The following is a 17,137-nucleotide window of genomic DNA, read 5'->3' on the forward strand; positions in this document are numbered from 1 at the left end:
CAAGAACTGCGAAATCGACGGTGTGGCAAAAACTTGTTAGGATCATTTCAAGCTTCAAAATGATAAGGTAAGTTTAAGTCTTTGCAACTGTGTATTTTGGGTGGGCTAAGTGTGACAGGTGTTTGTGTAAGGATTTGATGATTTAGTTACAGTTTGTATAAGTTTTGAGTACGGCGTACAGCTAATGCCAAGGAGGCACCATGAGATTGCACCGCATCAAATATCTCCGGCTCTCTCTACAAGACGCCGAGGGCCGCGTAGAGAAAAGAACCAGCCATGATGTATTTGACGCCGTGTTTTGCGATGAGCCTACGGACAACGCCGCCAATCGTGCAGGCCTTGAAAAGCTGTTTCGCTACATACAGGGCGGGGATACTGTGGTAGTGGACAGCATGGCATCGCTCAGCTCCAGTACCGAGCAGCTGTGCACGCTGATTCGACAGTTGGTTGAAAAGCAGGTAACGCTGGAGTTTTTGAACGAAAGCCTGGTGTTCCGGCATGACGATATGGAGGTTGTACGGCCTATTATTTCGGTAATGGAGGCACTTGCAGAGTTTGAACGCGTTGTGGCCAGGGAAAAACAGGCAGCCGGTATTGCCGCTGCCAAAAATCGTGGATCCTACAGTGGGCGCAAGAAGAAACTGTCTGACAATCAGGTTGTAAGTTTAATTGACCGCGCCGGTGCAGGAGAAAGTAAATCCAAATTGGCGCGTGATTTTGATATCAGCCGTCAGACACTTTATCGGTACTTGAAATCGACATAGCGACTGTCCAGCGCATGGCGGCCTGCGCTGGCGTGCAGCGTTGTTCGCCGCTATACCTGCCGCAGCCAGTGCTCGACATCCACCTTGTCGATCTGCTCGGGCTGCAAGAACCGCTCGGCATACTGGCGATAGACCCCGCTGCTGAGGAACAGCCGCAACAGGTCGCCATCGATGTGCTTGTCGCGGGCCATGAACACCAGGATCTTCACCGACTCGGACAGGGTCTTGGGCGTCTTGTACGGCCGGTCTGCGGCGGTGAGCGCTTCGAAGATGTCGGCGATCGCCATCACCCGCTCGGCAATGCCCAACTGATCCTTGCCCAGCCGACGCGGATAACCACTGCCGTCCATTTTCTCGTGGTGGTTGCCGGCGATGACCGGCACGCGCTTGAGGTGGCGCGGGAACGGCAGGGCGTTGAGCATGACGATGGTCTGCACGATGTGCTCGTTGATCTTGAAGCGCTCCTCTTCGTTCAGCGTGCCACGCCGGATCGACAGGTTGTACAACTCGCCCAGGTTGCTGGCGTTGGCCGGCAGGCGCATGTCGAAGCCCCAATGGTTGCGCGGGTCGTCCTTGAGCACCGGCGGCTTGCGCGCGCCCCAGGGCACCCGGTGCTCGGGACGGTCGGCCAGTAGCGGCTCGTCCACCGGCAGTTGCGCCGGCGGCACATCCTTGAAGCGTTCATCTTCCTCGCGGGAAATGCCCAGGCGGTTGTCGAAATGCCGCCACCAGCGGCGCTGGCCAATTTGCTGCAGTCGCTCGATGTCGGCTTCTTCCATGAACTCGCCCCCGGCATTGGCCCTGGCGACGAAGGCGAAGTCTTCCTGTAATTGCGCCTGGCAGTGCGCCAGGGTTGCTTGCAGCCGCTGCTGCGGCTCGCCGTTGGCCAGCCCTTGCCAGTAGGCAAGCTCGGCATCGCGCCAGAGCACTTCGAAGCGCATGCGTACCTCGTGGATTCGGTTGTACAGGGCCTCCAGCTTGGTCGCCTTGTCGACCACATGCTCGGGGCTGGTGATCTTGCCGCAATCGTGAAGCCAGGCGGCGACGCGAAACTCATAGCGCTCGGCCTCGGTCATGCTGAACTCGGCGTAGGGGCCGCTGTCAGCCAGCGCAACCTGGTCGAGCAGCATTTGCGCCAGTTGCGGTACCCGTTCGCAATGGCCGCCGGTGTAAGGACTCTTGGCGTCGATGGCATCGGCCAGCAGCTTGATCATGGCATCCAGCAACTGTTGCTGGGCCTCGACCAACTGGCGGGTTTCGATGGCCACGGCGGCCGCGCCGGACAATTCCTCGACAAAACGCCGGAACGGTTGGCCGACCTCATCGCCCGCCGGCTCATCTTGCAGCTGCAACAGCAAAATGCCGAGCAGCGCCTGGCTGCGGTCCCGGAGTACCACCGCATGGCTGCGTCGGCCCAGCTTCAGGGCGCGTGTCACAGTGCTTGGCAGATCCTCATGCTGGTTTTCGTCGACCGCAAGTTGCGCAGGGTAACCGCTGCCTCGGCAAGCGGCAGCCAGGCGCAGCAGGCCATGCTCGGCGTCGAACAGGTACACCGCGCCAGCGCTTGCCCTGGCGGCGTCCACCAGATGGCTGAGCACGCCGTCGAGCATGCGCTCCAGCTGGGTTTCGCGGCTGAGGGTGAGGGTGATGGCCTGGAAGTTGAGGATGGTTGCGGACATCTGGCTCAGCACCTGACTCAATTCCCGCACCTCGGACACCCGCGATTGCACCCCCACCTCGCGGCTGAAATCAAAACCGGCCAGGCCCCGTACTTGCGAGGCCAGCAGCCGCAGCGAGTGGCCAATGCGCTGGCCAAGCACGCCCCCCAGGAACAGCAGCACGACCATCAGCACCGCCGTCCACAGCACCTGTTCCCAGAGCACCTTGCGCGCGTCGGCAAGCAGTTCGTTGCCAGGTACCGCGATCAGCACCTGCAGGTCTTGCCCGGCCAGGGTCGTCAGCGGTATGCGCATACCGTACCAGGTCTTGCCTTGTACCTGGAACGGTTGCGGCGCAGGGCCCAGGGTCGGGCTGGCATAAAGGTGCTCGAGGCTGGGCACCCCCAGCTCGGCAACGTGTGACAGGCGCACCGCGTCACCTTCTTGCACGATCACCCGCTGCAGGTCCGGGTACGCCACCACGTTGCCCTGCTGGTCGATAACCACCGTCTCGGTGCCGGCGGTCATGCGCAGGTCGCGGCTCTCGCTGGCCAGGTCATCGACCGAGACATCCATGCCGATCACTGCGGCGCCATCGACGCTGTGCTGGGCCAGGGTGATGCCGACCTCGCGGGTGGTGAAGAACACGTAGGGGCGGGTCAGCACGGTGCTGGATTGCCTGAAGGCCTCGACGAACCAGGGGCGCGGGCGGGGGTCGTAGTGATAGTCCGGCTTGGCTTGTGTTTGCAGCAGGGTCAGTTGCCGGTCGTAGAAGCGCCATTCGCCTTGCAGCGCGCCGTCGTCGCCCTTGCTGATGCTCTGCACCAGGAAGCGGCTGCCGGCCGGTGCGCCGAAGTGCTGCATGAGCTGCGGGTCGCGTAGCCGGCGGACGAGGAGAAATTCGCCGCTGGAATAGCCGATGTAGGCGGCGCTGAGCATCTTGTTGGCGTTCAGGCTCTCGATCAGTTGCGGGACCTGCTCCAGGCGCTCGGCCAGAGTGCCTGCGCCAGGGTTGAACGCCAGCAGCCGGATGCTGCTTTGCGCCGGATCGAGCAGGCGCCGCGCCCGTTCGTCGATGGTCTTGCCAAGCTGCAGGGCGGAATCGCCTGCGGCTGCCACCAGCGCCTTCTGGATTGCCCGATAACCCTGCCAGGCGAGCCCTGTGCCCAGCAGCAACAGGCCCAGCATGATGGCCAGCGCCACCATCCATTGCAGGGAGAAGCTGTGCCTCTGTTCATTCATGGCGGGTGACCTTGCGCTCTTGGCACTTAACGACGGGTAGTCAGGAACTCGAAGCTCAATCGCGAAAAGCTTAGCTGCTAATCCGCACAGGCTGGGATCGGCGCCTGACAATCCCCGTCAGCGGCCTGTTAGCTTACTTATAGAACAGGTCGACGATCACAGAGGCTTCGAACACCCCGGGTTTAGCAGGCTCGCGCCAGATCAGGTCTGCTTTGAAGTCATTTTTGCTCAGCTCACGACCGGTCAGGTCTGCCAATTTGAACCAGGTGTCGAACGGGATTTTCTCGTTGTTATCAACGCGAGCGAGGGAGATACCTACGGAGCTGTTGCTCGCCGGCACCAACAGATTGTTGATGACGGACCCTCCGCCTGGAGTGGAAGCGAATCGGGCGTTTACTGTGTAGGGTGTGTCGCAGGCGCGTGATAGTCCCAGGCTGAAGTTAGCGCTACTAGCGACGTTTCCGACAGTTGCGGTGCCAGAGAGCGCTCTGCGGAAATTGACGGTGCTTGGCGTTATTGTCAGCTCCGGTGAGCAGGGAATAAAGCGAATGTTGTTGATGCCGGTGACGACATAATTGAGGTTGCTGTTGGGTTTGATGTTTTGGCCGCCGGTGCCATCCAGTTGAAACACTCTATAGTCCGGCCGTGAACCCGCTTGCCCGGAAGAGGGGGTGGCGCCGTATTTTTCAATAAAAATGCTGAAGGTAAGGGTGAACTTGGCATTGTCCCATCCTGTGCAGTTGACCCAATTGCAGCCCGTATGAGAAGAGAAGCCTGTGCTGACCTTTCCGCTGCTTGAGGTTATGGCAGTTTTATTGTATCTGATGCCGGCCCGTATACCGTCGCCGATACTGACGTTGGCGGGATTCATATGAAAGTAGATAGTCTCTGCACCGTAATCGTAGTCATCTGCACATTTAACGTTTATTGAGTATAACGACGATTCCCAAATTATCGTGCCGTCCGGGGCGTCTGCGGGAACAGCCAGTGCAGTGCCCAGCGACTCGCTGATGACAGCAGAGTTTGTACCCTCTTCTACACAGGTGAGGGCAAAACTGGTAGCCGGGCTGGCGGATGCGGCCAGCAGCATTATCAAAGCAAACGTTTTCAAGGGCATCATTTTGAGGGTTCGCAAGTAACTGAAGGACGTACTCATTGGATGTTTGCCTCATGCACGTGGCGCAGCCCAATATCATTGATTTCAGTGAAAATTATTTTTGCATCGGCAGGGATGGCGGCGACAGTGCTGCGCAGGAGATGTGTTTCGCCTGGCTTTAATAAGGTGTATTCGTCGAGCGCGGTGCTGCGGTCGCTGCTTTCTATCCGCAAATCCACCAGCGACAGGTGAAAGGCGCAGGTGTTGGTGACTTCGATAGAGTCAACATTCTTTACTTTCCAGCTCAATCCGGCGATACATGAGGAGGATGTGCCTTGCAACCCTGGCGGTCGAAAAAACAGCTTCAACTGTTGGCGGACTGCCATTTGAACGCTGTTTTGCCTGTCGGGCTTAAGGGGGATTTCCATGACGTTTAGCCAGAACAGTGATTCTCTATCTTCCGGTAAGCCTTCGCCGCTGTAGAGTATTCGCAGTACGTCTACTTGCTGCGGATTCAATTTGATCAGAGGGTGGGCCAAGGCAAAGGGGACATCGCTGCTGTTTTCTTCGGATGAACTGACCCAGGCTTGAAGTGCGACGGTTTGCGACGATACGTTAGTGACGCGGAGGGTGGCTTCGCGGTGTTGGCCTGTATAAATAAGTCGTGTGCCATCGATTTTTATCATGGCCTCAGCGCTGCTGCCGACGGCGAGCCACAGCAGGATGACTTTAATGAAAGATAAGGGTGTCGAGGAAGTGAAGGCCATTATTGATCTGGCCTCTCGATGAACGCCCAATGGTAATTGGGGTTTTCGGACTTTAGTGTGGTGAGGTATTGAGTAACTAGCGAGTAGTCGCTAGTTGCAGGTTGCGAAGTAAGCGCGCACCCAGAAAGAACGGATATAATACTTGCAAAGTAGACGGCGCCTAACTTATAATTGCTTGCTTGCTTGCTTGCTTGCTTGCTTGCTTGCTTGCTGCTTGCTGCTTGCTTGCTTGCTTGCTTGCTTGCTTGCTTGCTTGCTTGCTTGCTTGGCGTTAATTCCGAATTATGTAAGTTCATTGCTAATTCGTACTGACCAGAATGGAAAGTTCAAATTACCTACGCCACCTGCGAATCGAAATCAGACGATTCTCATTTTGGCCCTATTGGCCAGCGCCATCAGCATTCGCATAAACTACGGGGTCTTTCTTGTCTGCCGGAACCTCTGATGAATCAGCGACGCCTACGCACAGCGCCCCCTAGCAAAGCGGCCAATGAGCCGAGAACCAAGCCGGCCGAGGTACGTCTGGAGGAATTGATGGCGGCGGCGCAACGTTTGTTTCTGGCCAAAGGCGTGGAAGCTACGACCATCAGTGACATCGTCGAGCAGGCACAGGTGGCCAAGGGCACCTTCTATCATTATTTCCCATCCAAGCAGGACATGCTGGTAGCCCTCGGCGAGCGCTACACCCAGGCCTTTCTCGAGCAACTCGAACAGGCGGTGGAGCAGTGCGCCGCTGATGACTGGACCGGCCGCCTGCGCGCCTGGGTGCATGCCAATATCGCCACTTACCTGAAAACCTTCGCGGTGCACGACATCGTCTACACCAACCATCACCACCATGACCGCAGCAACAAGGCCAGGAACGACATTCTCGACCAGTTGCAGGGCATTCTCGAAGGCGGGTGCGCCGCTGGCGCGTGGGTCTTGCCGCAGCCGCGCATCAGCGCCTTGATGATCTATGCCGCGGTGCATGGGGTCAGCGACGATGCCATCGTCGAGCGTCTCGACGACTGCACGGCGTTCGCCAAACCGGTCGCCGATGCCTGCCTGGCCATGCTCGGTATAATCAACGACGCCTAACCCTGTGCGCTGTCGTTAGCCGTCAATGTGCTGGGCACCTGCAATTGCCGGTGCAACAACATTGCGCAACCCAGGCTGCACAGCCCGGCAGCCAGCATTGCCAGGTTGAAACCTGCGGCCATCGCCGTGGTGTAGGCCTGGGCGAACAACGGCGTGGCGCTGCTCAATGGGTGCTCGGCAACCGCTTGTTGCGCCAGGGCCGCCGCATCGTCGACGCCTGCAACCGTCAGCAAACGCGTCAGTTCGGCACTGGCGCGCAAGCTCATCAGGCTGCCAAGCAGGGCGATGCCCAGGCTCATGCCCGTCTGGCGCAGGGCGTTCATGGTTGCCGAAGCAATACCGGCGCGGCTGGCGGGAACCGCGTTCATCACTACCAGGCCGGTGGCGGGTACGGCCAGGCCCATGCCCAGGCCGAGGGTCACAAAGCACAGTAACAATGGCCAATAGGGCGTGTTGGCGCTGAGTAGCGCCATGGCGGTCATCGCCATGCCGATCAGCCCGTAACCCCAGGCCAGCAAGTGTTCCAGGGCGAAATGCCGTTGCAACCGACCGAACATTAACGACAACGCACCGCTGGCGATGAACGTCGGCATCATCCGCAAACCGCTTTCGGTGGCGCTCAGGGCTTGCGCCTGTTGCAGGAACAGTGAGAAGAAAAACAGGCTGCTGTAGCTGGAAAAGCCCAGCACCCATGACGCCAGGTTGCTGACGGCAAAGCGTCGGTCACGAAACAGGTCCAGGGGAACCAACGGCCGCGCTACGCGCTTTTCCACGGCGATCAAGGCCAGCAGCGCGATCAGCGCCAGGCCTATGGCAATGCTCGGTGCCGGTGCGGCAAAACCCGATTCGCCGGCGCGGATCAGGCCGTAGCTCAACGCGCCCAGGCAGCACACGCTGAGCAACTGGCCCCAGGGGTCGAGTGCGGCCTGTTGCGGGTGGGCTCGCTCGCTGATGCCCCAGGCGCCGAGTAACAGGGCCAGGCCGCCCAGCGGCAGGTTGATCAGGAAGATGCTTTGCCAGCCGAAGTGTTGCAGCAGTACACCGCCAAGCAAAGGGCCGAGCACCAGGGCCAGGGCACTGAAGGCCGACCAGCCACCGATGGCGTGGGCGCGGGCCCTGGGCTCGGGGAAGGCATGGGTGATCAGCGGCATGGCCCCGGGAATCAGCAAGGCGCCAGCGATACCTTGGACTGCCCGCCCGAACAGCAACATCGGCAGCGCCTCGGCCAGGGCACACAGCGCGGAGCCGGCAGTAAACAGTGCAACACCCGTCAGCCAGGCGCGTTTATGGCCGTAACGGTCTGCCACTGGGCCTGCCGACAGCATGAACGCAGAGAGCGCGACGGCGTAGATGCTGACCACCCATTGCAAGCCGCCAAGATCGGTGGCCAGGGCGTTTTGCAGCGAGGGCAGGGCGAGGTTGACGATGCTGATGTCCAGCGAGGCGAGAAAAGTGCCCAGGTAAGCGGCGGCGAGCACGGCGGGGCGCTTGTAGCGATGCATGCTTGAGGTCTCCAGAGCCGTCGGAAAATAAACGGGGAAAGCAGACCATAGTTAATCGACTGACCGTCGGTCAATGGGTTGTTGGAAATATTCCGCCAGCGTAGAGGCGCCAGCCAGGCGTAACGCGAGTGTCGTTTTCTCCCTGGGACAACAGTGAGAACCGCGTAAGCGTGCCCAGGCTCGGCACCCATGATGAAAAATTTTCTTGTCAATAATGCTGTATGGATATACAGTATTTTCACGCAGCCGAACGTGCCCCGGGTGGGGCGAACCACGGCCGATGCGTATTCATTTTCCATGTCAGCTAACAAGGAATGTCAGATGACAATTATCTACACCGCTGCAAATTCTCTTCCTTTTGCCGCGTTGCCCACCACCAACGGTGTGGTCCAGTATTTTCGCGCCAGCATGACCAACCCTGCCGATGCCACCTATGCCCCTGACGGGCTGGCGGCAGCACCGATCTACGGCCTGGGCGGGCACCTGTTGCAGGGTGACGAGATCGTTGCTGGCGGCAACGTCACGCTGGTTTCGCACATTGGTCCTTTGCTCAACGGCGGCGCGTTGTGCTGGGTATTGCTCAGCTGTGACGGCGGCGCGCAACAGGTCGCCAACGCAACCCGTAGCCATCACGCCGTAACCCTGGGGCAGATCTCCATCGCTTCGGGGGCTGCGCCGGGTGATGTTAAATATTCTGCGGCCAATGCCGTTCCTGCCGGTTGGCTCAAGGCCGATGGCGCAGCGGTATCGCGTTGCACCTATGCGGCGCTCTTTGCCGCAATCGGCACGACCTACGGCGAAGGCGACGGTACCTCTACCTTCACGCTGCCTGACCTGCGCGGCGAGTTCATCCGTGGCTTTGACGGCGGCAGAGGGGTGGACGCCGGTCGCGTGTTCGGCTCGCGCCAGAAGGGCACCCTGCAGACCTACGACACCACCGAGTACAACAAGGCCAATGGCGTCTGGAGTGCCTGCACTTCACTGAAAACCGGTGCGGCTTCGCAAGTGGCAATGGGCGTCGACCCCTACGAGGTCAACGACTACGCAACCGTCACCATTGGCGGCGCCGATGCGATCAACAACTTCCCGTTGCCTGGGGTGGGGCTGGACCGTGGCTACTCGGGTGTCACGCGCCCACGCAACATCGCAATGCTCGCACTTATCAAATACTGAATAGATTGCTCGGCTTGAGGCCGTGGCGCTGTTTCACGACGACGTAAAGGTACGCGCAAATGTTTGCAGCTCAACCCGCTAGCGCATATTTCCATGGAGAAACATCATGAAGGGAAGTTTTACTCGTTTTGCACTGTTGTTCGGCCTTGCCACAGGCTCTGTTGGCGCGGCACACGCGGATAGCTCGCCTGCTGGCCTCTGGCGAGTGTCGACGTTCACCAGTCCAGGTGGGACTGCTGCGACGGTCCAGACGGTCTGTCTCAAATCTGATCACACTTGGTACTCCACCAGTCAGCCGAACTGGAATGGCGGCTGGTTCCAGAATGACAAACAGGTGCGCTGGTACGGCGGTATTCCGATCTCTCACATTGGCAATGTCGCGAGCATGGCAATGGGTAACCTGGACAGTGCTACCACCATGACGGGCAACTACGCCGAATGGACAGCGCCGGGTACCGCCCCTTTTACGTTCGACAGGCATTTCACATATTCGATGGTTTTTCTGCAAGCGGACTGTCCGCCAGCGAAGCAATAATCACCAGCTATTGACCCTATGGCAGTGGCCCGGCCCGAGGAATGGCGGGGCCCAACTGTAGGCGTCGCGTCTGTCATTTTGACGACAAACGGTATTACGAAGCATTCTCAAACCTACTGTTCTCCTGTAATCTCGCCGCCGCTCAGGTGGCGACCCGGTCGCACACCTGTTTACAGTGCACTTGGGGGCGGGGATGGAGACGAACAAAGGGATGGCGGCGATTGTGGAATGGCGAGCCCGCTTCCTGGGGGAAGGCAGGTTGCAGGAAGCTGAATACGACCGGGCGTTGATGGCCGCGCAGCAGCTCGAACAGTCCGGCCGGGTCAGCCCGGGGGAGTGGGTGGCGATGGTACGCCAGGCCAACGCGGCATTGCTGGGCCAACGCTGAGCAGCGCAAACATCAGGCAGGAGGCCCCATGGACACAATGCAGGATACGCCGTTGATTCGCCCAGCTACGTTTGAAGATGTGCGCGCAATGCTCGCGTTCGATGCCTACGCCAGCAGCCACCCTGAGCGTCAGTACTTCCTTGAAGAGTCCGTCGACAAGCAGCAGTGTTGGGTGGCGTTGCGCGCGGGCGCGGTGATCGGCTACGTCGTACTTACCTATCACTTCTTCGACCACGGCTTTGTCAGCCTGGTGGTCGTGGCGCCAGGTCATCAACGCCAGGGTGTCGCCTCCCGACTCCTGGCCGCCGCCGAAGCTGCCTGTACTACGGCAAAGCTGTTTGTCTCGACCAATCAATCCAACCTGGCTTCGCGCCGGCTCATTCTCAAGGCCGGCTTCGTGCCCAGCGGTGTCATCGAGAACCTCGACGAGCACGATCCGGAACTGGTGTATTTCAAGCGCATTCGCGCTTGAATTGCGCTCAGGGAACTCGCGCTCGCCTGATCGGTCTGAGCTGACTTTCAAGGCGCTCTTTTATGGACAACAGTGCAGCACGCAGCGTGCTTGACGCACTCCCCACCCTTATCCTCGGGCTCGCCCTGGTGCTGGTCGGCTGGCTGGTGTTTCGCGTCGTTGTAGTCGAGCTCGCCGATACCCTCAACGACGATTCCAGTGCCTATACCAGCGACCTTCAGGAGTGCTCGTCAGAGCCGCTGCAGATCCTCTTTGGTCAGGAAGTGGGCAAGGAGGTACTGCTGGTCGCCAAGGTGCTTTCGGGGGTGAGTTCGGTGCGCGTGTTGTCGACGCCTGGGCGCGACCTGAGCTACGTTCCCGACCGCCTGAACCTTGAAGTCAACGAGCAGCAGCGGATCTACGGGGCATTCTGCGGCTAGTGCCGCAGTGCCGGGTCACCACGGTCATGCAAGCGGCCGATTTCCTCGAATGTTCATTCGCTTTTTTGCACAGCGGCGCTAGGTGCGCGGGCCTGGGTGGTCTATGTTAAACGGCAAGCATTAACAGTCGGTCTGGAGGTGGTTTATCACTGGGGTGGGAGTTTCATGGAGCAGGGACCTTTATGCACCCATCCGATGACCTGAACGGGCTAGAAGCCGCCGAGTCGTTCTCGCCACGTGAAGGGCGTTCAGCGCCGCTGTTCCGTTTGATCCTGAGCTTCATGCTGGTGGTCGTGCTGCTGTTCGTCGCCATCGAGGGCTGGCGGATCTGGCGCGACTACCGGCACGCTTTCGCCAGCGCCCATGATTCGGTCACCAACCTTGCCAGCGCCACCGCCCAGCATGCCGAAGACGCGATCCGCCAGGTCGATGTGGTTACCGCGATGCTCGGTGAGCGGCTTGAAGGTGACGGTTTTACCCGAATGAACATCCCGCGGCTGCACCGGCTGCTCAAGCAGCAAGCCTTGTTGATGCCACAGTTGCACGGGTTGTTCGTGTATGGCGCGGACGGGCGCTGGATCGTCACCGACAAGAGCGATACACCGACCAATGCCAATAACGCCGATCGCGATTATTTCGACTATCACCGCACCCATACCGACCGCGGCGTCTACATCGGTGCGGTGGTCAAAAGCCGCTCGACCGGTGATCTGATCATTCCTATTTCCAGACGCCTGAACAACCCCGACGGCTCGTTCTTCGGCGTGCTGCTGGGGACTGTCAGGGTTGATTACTTCGTCGAGTTCTATGGCGCGTTCAAGATCGATGACCGTGGCGCCTTGGTACTGGCCAAGCGCGACGGCACCATCCTGGTTCGCCGGCCGTTTGTCGAGCGGGTAATCGGCGGCAGCCTGGCCGATAGCGAGATCTTCCAGGACTACCTGCCGCAGGCCCCCGAAGGCGTCGTCGAAACCACGGCCGTAGTCGATGGCACTCAACGCCTGTATGCCTACAAGGCCCTGGACGCCTACCCGCTGGTGGTGGAGGCCGGGCTGTCGAGGGCATCGATCATTGACCCTTGGCGAGAGGACCTGATCAAGACCGCCGTCGTGCTGCTGTTGCTGCTGGTCGGGTTGGGCGGCTTTGGCGCGTTGGTGCTGCGCCAATTGCGCGAGCGCATGGTGATGGAGGCCGCGCTGCGCCGTGCGCATCAAACAGTCCGCGACCTGGCCTTGAGCGACAGCCTCACGGGGCTGGGTAATCGACGCCGCCTTGATACGGCCCTGGCAGAAGAAATTCGCCGCGCCAAGCGCCAACGCTACCCGTTGGCGTTGGTAATGATGGACCTGGATTACTTCAAGCGCTTCAACGACAACTATGGCCATCCTGCCGGTGACGATTGCCTGCGTGCGGTGGGCGCGGCAATACAAAGCAGCCTCAAGCGACCGGGTGATCTGGCCGTGCGCTACGGCGGCGAGGAGTTCACCCTGCTGCTGCCCAACACCGATGCTGCCGGGGCCAGCAGGATTGTCGAAGACATTCTCGAGGCCATCCGCTCGCTGGCGATCGAGCATGTGCAAAGCCCGGCGGGGCGGGTCACGGCAAGTGCCGGGATTGCCCTGGGTTACCCGGTCAAGGAACCGGTAGCTGCCGACACCCTGATGGGCGCCGCCGACTCGGCGCTATACCAGGCCAAGGATAAAGGCCGCAATGGCTGGTGCCTGATCGATGGTTTGAGTGAGCGGCCAGCACCGTTAGCCCACGACTGATCACTGCAGCCTGGTGACTAACCCACCAACATAAACCTCACGCCGCCTGCTTGGCCATATCCTTGCGGTATTGGGCTTTCATCATTTCCATCTGCTCGCCCATGGCCTCGAGCACGTCCTTGCCAAGCAGCTTCTTGGCTTGCGGGAACATCTCGGTTTCTTCTTCCTCGATGTGGTGCTCGAGCAATTCCTTGAGCACTTTCACCCGCCCGGAAAACTCGGGCGTACCCGGGTCGGTGACTTTCAGGTCGGGCAGCACCAACGAGTCGACGGTGCGGTGTTCTTCCTTGGCCTCGTGGTACATGATCACCTGTTCCTTGGCCCCGGCTTTCTTGTAGGCAGGGTAGAGGATCTCCTCTTCAAGCCGGGTATGCACGGCCACTTCCATCTCCAGTTTGGCCAGCAGTTGCGAACGTTTTTTAATCCCGCGCTCGGTGGACTCACTCAGTTGCGTTAAAAGGGCCTTGACAGTCTTGTGGTCAGCTTTAAGCAGGTCGATGGCATTCATGGTGGATCCTCGGCAAAGCGGATGGTTGAAAAGGGGCCTTGCGTTAGTAGTGACTCGGCCTGGCGCCAGGGATTCAACCGGATTGCCCAACTGCTCATTAACCGCTGTTTCGCCAACGGGTATGATGCTCGGCTTATCTCAACCACGGACTGATCATGGACGACCCTTTCTTGCCACAGCGCTTTTTTGCCGGGGCGGCGATTGTTGTCGCGCTAATTGGCGGCGCTATTTTCGTGTTCTTGCTGGCCAACCCCGGCGGCCAGTTCCCCGGCCTTAGTAGTGCGCTGGCAGTGTTTACCCTGGGCGTCACCAACGGCCTGTGCCTGGCGCTGGTCGGCACTTACTGGTATCTCGCCGGCAAGCCTGCAGGAGCCGGTACGCTGTTGATTTTGCAGGCGGTAGGGCTGCTTGCGTTTGGCGCCTGGTATGTCTCGCTGACGTGAAGCTTGCGCCGGATACTTTATAGCCACTGGCGCTATTGCACCCTGTTTAACAGCCAATTGAGTTCTTCTGTTTCATACTTTTTTTATATATCTTTCGTGTGCTGCCGACTCACCAAGGAAAATAATAATGAGGTACAGAGGCGCGCACTACTGGGCTTGGGCAGACTGCCAACTGCACAGCCAGGAGCATGAAGAATCGCTGGAGTCCGGAATTACCCTTGATGTCAAGGCGCGGCTTTCGCGCAGTGGTTGTACGCAGTTGTTTCTCGGGGTTTATACCAGTGCCGGCTTACCGGTCGTCGAGGAGTATCACGACCGTCTCGATGAAGTTACGCTGACCCGGGCCATGGTCTGGGGGGTAAAACGCTGTCGGGCGATTGCCGCCGAAGTCATCGAGCTTCACGAACTGCCTTCCATGAATGCTTACACCGGGTTGCGATCGATCAACTCGGCGCCCTGATTGCGCACATTGCCGACCGCCGCGCTGACCGGGTACCACTCGAACCGCGCCGCCGGCTCGCCCAGGTTCAAGGCCATCTGCTCGGCGTGCTCGCCTGCGGTGGCCGGGTCCAGCCATTGCCGGGCGACAGCCGGCGCCAGCACGATCGGCCGGCGGTCATGCACGTCGAGCAGGCCACCTTCACTGTCTGCGGTGAGGATCACGAACCCCGCATGCTCGCCACTGAACTGGCCGATGGCCGCGCACAGGGCAGGGCGGCCATCGCTGCGGCGAATCAAGTAAGGCTGTTTTTTCGCTGCGCCTTGGTCAACCCATTCGAACCAGTTGTCGATCGGCACGATGGCCCGCTGTGGCCAGATGGCGCGAAAGAACGCGCCGTGGGCGACTTTCTCCACGCGCGCATTGATCGGCGCTGCGCGGTCCCTGGCCCAGTGCGGGCGCCAGCCCCAGGGCAACAAGTCGGCCTGGAGGGTACCGGCCTGCAGGTGCAACAGCGCCACGCGGGTGCTCGGCGCCACATTGTAGTGACCCAGTGCCTGATCGCCGACGTTGTTGACCAGGGCGCCTGGCATGCTCAGGGCGTCGACGAAGTCGTGAATGCCACGGTATTGAGAAAGCCTGCCGCACATGGCGCGTTGCTCCGTGAGGGGTCTATCGCTGGAGGATAGACGCAATCGCCGGGCACGCTTGCGGCGCCGACGCTCAGCTCAACCACCAGGCCGCCAGCGACAGCAGCAGGGCCAGCAAGGTGCCCAGCCAGGCACTGGCCTCAAATTTCGAACGTTGCACGCTGGCGCGCACCTCGCGCAGGTACTGCGCCTTGGTAGGGGCCCGTTCGCGGTAGCGCAGGTTTTCGGCCAGGTCATGCAGCCGGGCCTCGATGACCGAGCCGACCACGAAGAATGTTGCGCCATAGCTGGCGATGACTATCAGCAGGTACTTCACTGTCGCTCCTTGGCAATACGCTTCCCTTTTCAGCACGGGTTGTCAGCACGGGCTGATATTGACGCCGTGGTGAGCTCGGCTTATACAGGCGCCCCCACGTTCCCGATGCTACAGGACCCCGAGATGAACGACGACGATCTGGACATTCACGAGCCCGAACATGATCACCTGCTTGACCATGAGTTTGCCGAGGACGAGTACGAGCCGCAGGACGAGGTCAATCCGCTGTTCGATCCGCAGGATGACGATGACGATGACGAGGATGCCCGCGATTGTGCAGGCGATGACGAAGGATTCTGGGACGAGGGCGTCGACACCCTTGACGACCTCTAGGCACCAGCGCAGCCGCCGGCACCTGGAAGCAGGGCGTGTTTAGCGGCCGTCCAGCGAGAAGCGTCCGGCGCCGGTGACCGAGAGCAACAGCAAACCACCGACAATGCTCATGTTCTTGAAGAACTGCACGGTGTTGGCTGCTTTGGCCGGCTCGACCATGGTCCAGAACGGATGGCCGATCAGTGCCGTGCCGATCACGAACAGGGCAAACAGGAACGCCAGCGGGCGGGTGTAGAAACCGAGGATGAGGATGATGGCGACGAAGAACTCCATGATCACCGCCACCGCGGCTGCCACTGTAGGCGCTGGCGCGCCGAGCGATGCCAGGTAGCCGACCGTGCCCTCGAAGCCGGTGAGCTTGCTCCAGCCGGACATGACGAAGAGGATCATCAGCAGAATCCGCGCCAGCAGGATGATAACGTCGCGCTGGTTGTCGAAGAGGGTGTAGCGCATGGCGGCCTTCCTTTGTTGTTGGGCAATTTTACCTTAGCAGTTGCCGGAAGGTTTTGCGGCCCGGCGTGCACAAAAAAGGCATAAGGGCAGCCCTGGGTAAATCTCAGGCAGCAAAAAGGCGCCCTAAGGCGCCTTTTCAGAAGATGGTGCGAGTGGCGGGACTCGAACCCGCAAGGCTCACGCCGGCAGATTTTAAGTCTGCTGTGTATACCAATTCCACCACACTCGCACTGGCTCGAGGGAAATGCATTTGATCCCTCAATCAAGCGAGCTTTATAACCCATCGTTATATTCGAGTCAACCGCGTGCAAGGCTCTGGACGGCGCCCCAGGCTAACTCCAGAGCATGCTCAGCAGCACCAGGGCGAGTAGCCCGAGATAGACCTGCGCATGCTTGCGATCGTCGATTCTGCCGATCCAGCGCGCCGCCAGCCGGGTGCCGAGCCAGGCGCCGAAGGCCAGCAGGGCAAACGCCGACAGATCGACATAACCGACAAACCGCGCTCCGAAATCGCTACTGGCGGTAATCAGGTAGGTCGCCGTCGCCGCCAGCGCTACCGGCAAGGTCAGCGGGCTGGCCATGGCGGTGGCCTGGGTCATGCCCAGCCCGCGGCGGCGCAGCAACGGCACGCTCATGACGCTGCCGCCCACCCCCAGCACGCTGGCAATGCCGCCGATCAGCACACCGCAAGTGGCGGTTCTCACGGGCCCGAGCGGGCGCGCTGAAGCCTGGCCGTGGACAAAGCCTTCGCGCAGCAGGCAGTCGAGCAGGGTAAATGCCAGGTAGAGGATGAACGCCCAGCGCAGCCATTCACTGGCCAGGGCGCCCACCAGGGCGGCGCCGAACACCGCGCCGAGCGCGATGTACGCTGCCAATGGCCACAGGAATTCACGGTTGAGGTTGCCAGCACGCCAATGCTTGAGGGTGGCCAGTGCGGCGCTGACAATCATCACGCAGGTGGAGGTAGCCACGGCAATCTGCATGGCCGAGCCGGTGGTGGCCGGGTTCATGCGCAGCAGGTGATACAACAGCGGCACGACGACGAAGCCGCCGCCAAAGCCGAACAGCACCGTGGTGATGCCGCTCAGGCAACCGAACAGGGCCAGGAGTACAAGAAGCATGGAAGGTCG

The 17,137-nt window shown here is 60.1% G+C and carries 20 protein-coding genes and 1 tRNA gene; 11 read left to right on the plus strand and 10 right to left on the minus strand.

Annotated elements, in window-relative coordinates:
- Positions 1-200 precede the first annotated feature (200 nt).
- The gene (locus tag LOY54_RS11170) at positions 201-764 is read left to right on the plus strand and encodes a recombinase family protein (RefSeq protein WP_258610411.1); all 564 of its coding nucleotides are present in this window, start codon (positions 201-203) and stop codon (positions 762-764) included.
- A 50-nt stretch (positions 765-814) separates the two neighbouring features.
- On the opposite strand, the gene LOY54_RS11175 is transcribed toward LOY54_RS11170, so the two are convergent.
- From LOY54_RS11175 to LOY54_RS11185, 3 genes are all read right to left on the minus strand, one after another.
- Complete coding sequence (locus LOY54_RS11175; RefSeq protein WP_258610412.1) at positions 815-3,664, minus strand: HD domain-containing phosphohydrolase; 2,850 nt, start codon at positions 3,662-3,664, stop codon at positions 815-817.
- Between the two features lie 133 nt (positions 3,665-3,797).
- Complete coding sequence (locus LOY54_RS11180; protein ID WP_258610413.1) at positions 3,798-4,820, minus strand: M23 family metallopeptidase; 1,023 nt, start codon at positions 4,818-4,820, stop codon at positions 3,798-3,800.
- A complete protein-coding gene (locus LOY54_RS11185) occupies positions 4,817-5,527 on the minus strand; it encodes a molecular chaperone (RefSeq protein WP_258610414.1) in 711 nt (236 codons plus the stop codon). Before LOY54_RS11185 ends, LOY54_RS11180 begins: the two co-directional genes overlap by 4 nt.
- A 444-nt stretch (positions 5,528-5,971) precedes the next feature.
- Between LOY54_RS11185 and LOY54_RS11190 the strand changes: the two genes are divergently transcribed.
- A complete protein-coding gene (locus tag LOY54_RS11190) occupies positions 5,972-6,607 on the plus strand; it encodes a TetR/AcrR family transcriptional regulator (protein WP_258610415.1) in 636 nt (211 codons plus the stop codon).
- On the opposite strand, the gene LOY54_RS11195 is transcribed toward LOY54_RS11190, so the two are convergent.
- The gene (locus tag LOY54_RS11195) at positions 6,604-8,109 is read right to left on the minus strand and encodes an MFS transporter (RefSeq protein WP_258610416.1); all 1,506 of its coding nucleotides are present in this window, start codon (positions 8,107-8,109) and stop codon (positions 6,604-6,606) included. The two genes, LOY54_RS11190 and LOY54_RS11195, sit on opposite strands and share 4 nt — an antisense overlap.
- 321 nt (positions 8,110-8,430) lie before the next feature.
- On the opposite strand from LOY54_RS11195, the gene LOY54_RS11200 reads away from it, so the two are divergent.
- The 6 genes from LOY54_RS11200 (at position 8,431) to LOY54_RS11225 (ending at position 12,865) form a co-directional block, all read left to right on the plus strand.
- Positions 8,431-9,282 (plus strand): phage tail protein, encoded by an 852-nt coding sequence (locus tag LOY54_RS11200; RefSeq protein ID WP_052676511.1) that lies wholly within the window; start codon positions 8,431-8,433, stop codon positions 9,280-9,282.
- 106 nt (positions 9,283-9,388) lie between these two features.
- A complete protein-coding gene (locus LOY54_RS11205) occupies positions 9,389-9,817 on the plus strand; it encodes a hypothetical protein (RefSeq protein ID WP_258610417.1) in 429 nt (142 codons plus the stop codon).
- A 193-nt stretch (positions 9,818-10,010) separates the two neighbouring features.
- On the plus strand, positions 10,011-10,205 hold the full coding sequence (locus tag LOY54_RS11210) for a hypothetical protein (protein WP_195883782.1): 195 nt from the start codon (positions 10,011-10,013) through the stop codon (positions 10,203-10,205).
- 28 nt (positions 10,206-10,233) lie between these two features.
- The gene (locus LOY54_RS11215) at positions 10,234-10,677 is read left to right on the plus strand and encodes a GNAT family N-acetyltransferase (RefSeq protein WP_258610418.1); all 444 of its coding nucleotides are present in this window, start codon (positions 10,234-10,236) and stop codon (positions 10,675-10,677) included.
- A 62-nt stretch (positions 10,678-10,739) separates the two neighbouring features.
- On the plus strand, positions 10,740-11,096 hold the full coding sequence (locus tag LOY54_RS11220; protein WP_093383999.1) for an I78 family peptidase inhibitor: 357 nt from the start codon (positions 10,740-10,742) through the stop codon (positions 11,094-11,096).
- Positions 11,097-11,278: 182 nt separating this feature from the next.
- Positions 11,279-12,865: a sensor domain-containing diguanylate cyclase gene (locus LOY54_RS11225; protein WP_258610419.1), complete on the plus strand. Its 1,587-nt coding sequence runs from the start codon at positions 11,279-11,281 to the stop codon at positions 12,863-12,865.
- 37 nt (positions 12,866-12,902) lie between these two features.
- Here LOY54_RS11225 and LOY54_RS11230 read toward each other — a convergent pair whose 3' ends face one another.
- Entirely contained in the window at positions 12,903-13,373 is a 471-nt protein-coding gene (locus LOY54_RS11230; RefSeq protein WP_258610420.1) for a hemerythrin domain-containing protein, read from the minus strand.
- Between the two features lie 155 nt (positions 13,374-13,528).
- Between LOY54_RS11230 and LOY54_RS11235 the strand changes: the two genes are divergently transcribed.
- Positions 13,529-13,816, plus strand: a complete 288-nt coding sequence (locus tag LOY54_RS11235) for a hypothetical protein (RefSeq protein ID WP_093383989.1) — start codon at positions 13,529-13,531, stop codon at positions 13,814-13,816.
- A 127-nt stretch (positions 13,817-13,943) separates the two neighbouring features.
- A complete protein-coding gene (locus tag LOY54_RS11240; protein ID WP_258610421.1) occupies positions 13,944-14,276 on the plus strand; it encodes a hypothetical protein in 333 nt (110 codons plus the stop codon).
- Here the strand turns inward: LOY54_RS11240 and LOY54_RS11245 are convergent.
- Positions 14,240-14,905 (minus strand): SOS response-associated peptidase family protein, encoded by a 666-nt coding sequence (locus LOY54_RS11245; RefSeq protein ID WP_258610422.1) that lies wholly within the window; start codon positions 14,903-14,905, stop codon positions 14,240-14,242. The genes LOY54_RS11240 and LOY54_RS11245 overlap by 37 nt on opposite strands.
- Before the next feature lie 73 nt (positions 14,906-14,978).
- On the minus strand, positions 14,979-15,221 hold the full coding sequence (locus LOY54_RS11250; protein ID WP_093383979.1) for a hypothetical protein: 243 nt from the start codon (positions 15,219-15,221) through the stop codon (positions 14,979-14,981).
- Between the two features lie 123 nt (positions 15,222-15,344).
- On the opposite strand from LOY54_RS11250, the gene LOY54_RS11255 reads away from it, so the two are divergent.
- Complete coding sequence (locus LOY54_RS11255) at positions 15,345-15,554, plus strand: hypothetical protein (protein WP_258610423.1); 210 nt, start codon at positions 15,345-15,347, stop codon at positions 15,552-15,554.
- 39 nt (positions 15,555-15,593) lie between these two features.
- On the opposite strand, the gene LOY54_RS11260 is transcribed toward LOY54_RS11255, so the two are convergent.
- From LOY54_RS11260 to LOY54_RS11270, 3 genes are all read right to left on the minus strand, one after another.
- On the minus strand, positions 15,594-16,007 hold the full coding sequence (locus LOY54_RS11260; protein ID WP_045196701.1) for a DoxX family protein: 414 nt from the start codon (positions 16,005-16,007) through the stop codon (positions 15,594-15,596).
- 144 nt (positions 16,008-16,151) lie between these two features.
- Positions 16,152-16,236 (minus strand) — tRNA-Leu (locus LOY54_RS11265).
- Positions 16,237-16,339: 103 nt separating this feature from the next.
- Positions 16,340-17,128 (minus strand): sulfite exporter TauE/SafE family protein, encoded by a 789-nt coding sequence (locus tag LOY54_RS11270; protein WP_258610424.1) that lies wholly within the window; start codon positions 17,126-17,128, stop codon positions 16,340-16,342.
- Between the last annotated feature and the right edge of the window lie 9 nt (positions 17,129-17,137).

It is taken from the genome of Pseudomonas sp. B21-032, from assembly GCF_024748965.1.
GTDB lineage: Bacteria > Pseudomonadota > Gammaproteobacteria > Pseudomonadales > Pseudomonadaceae > Aquipseudomonas.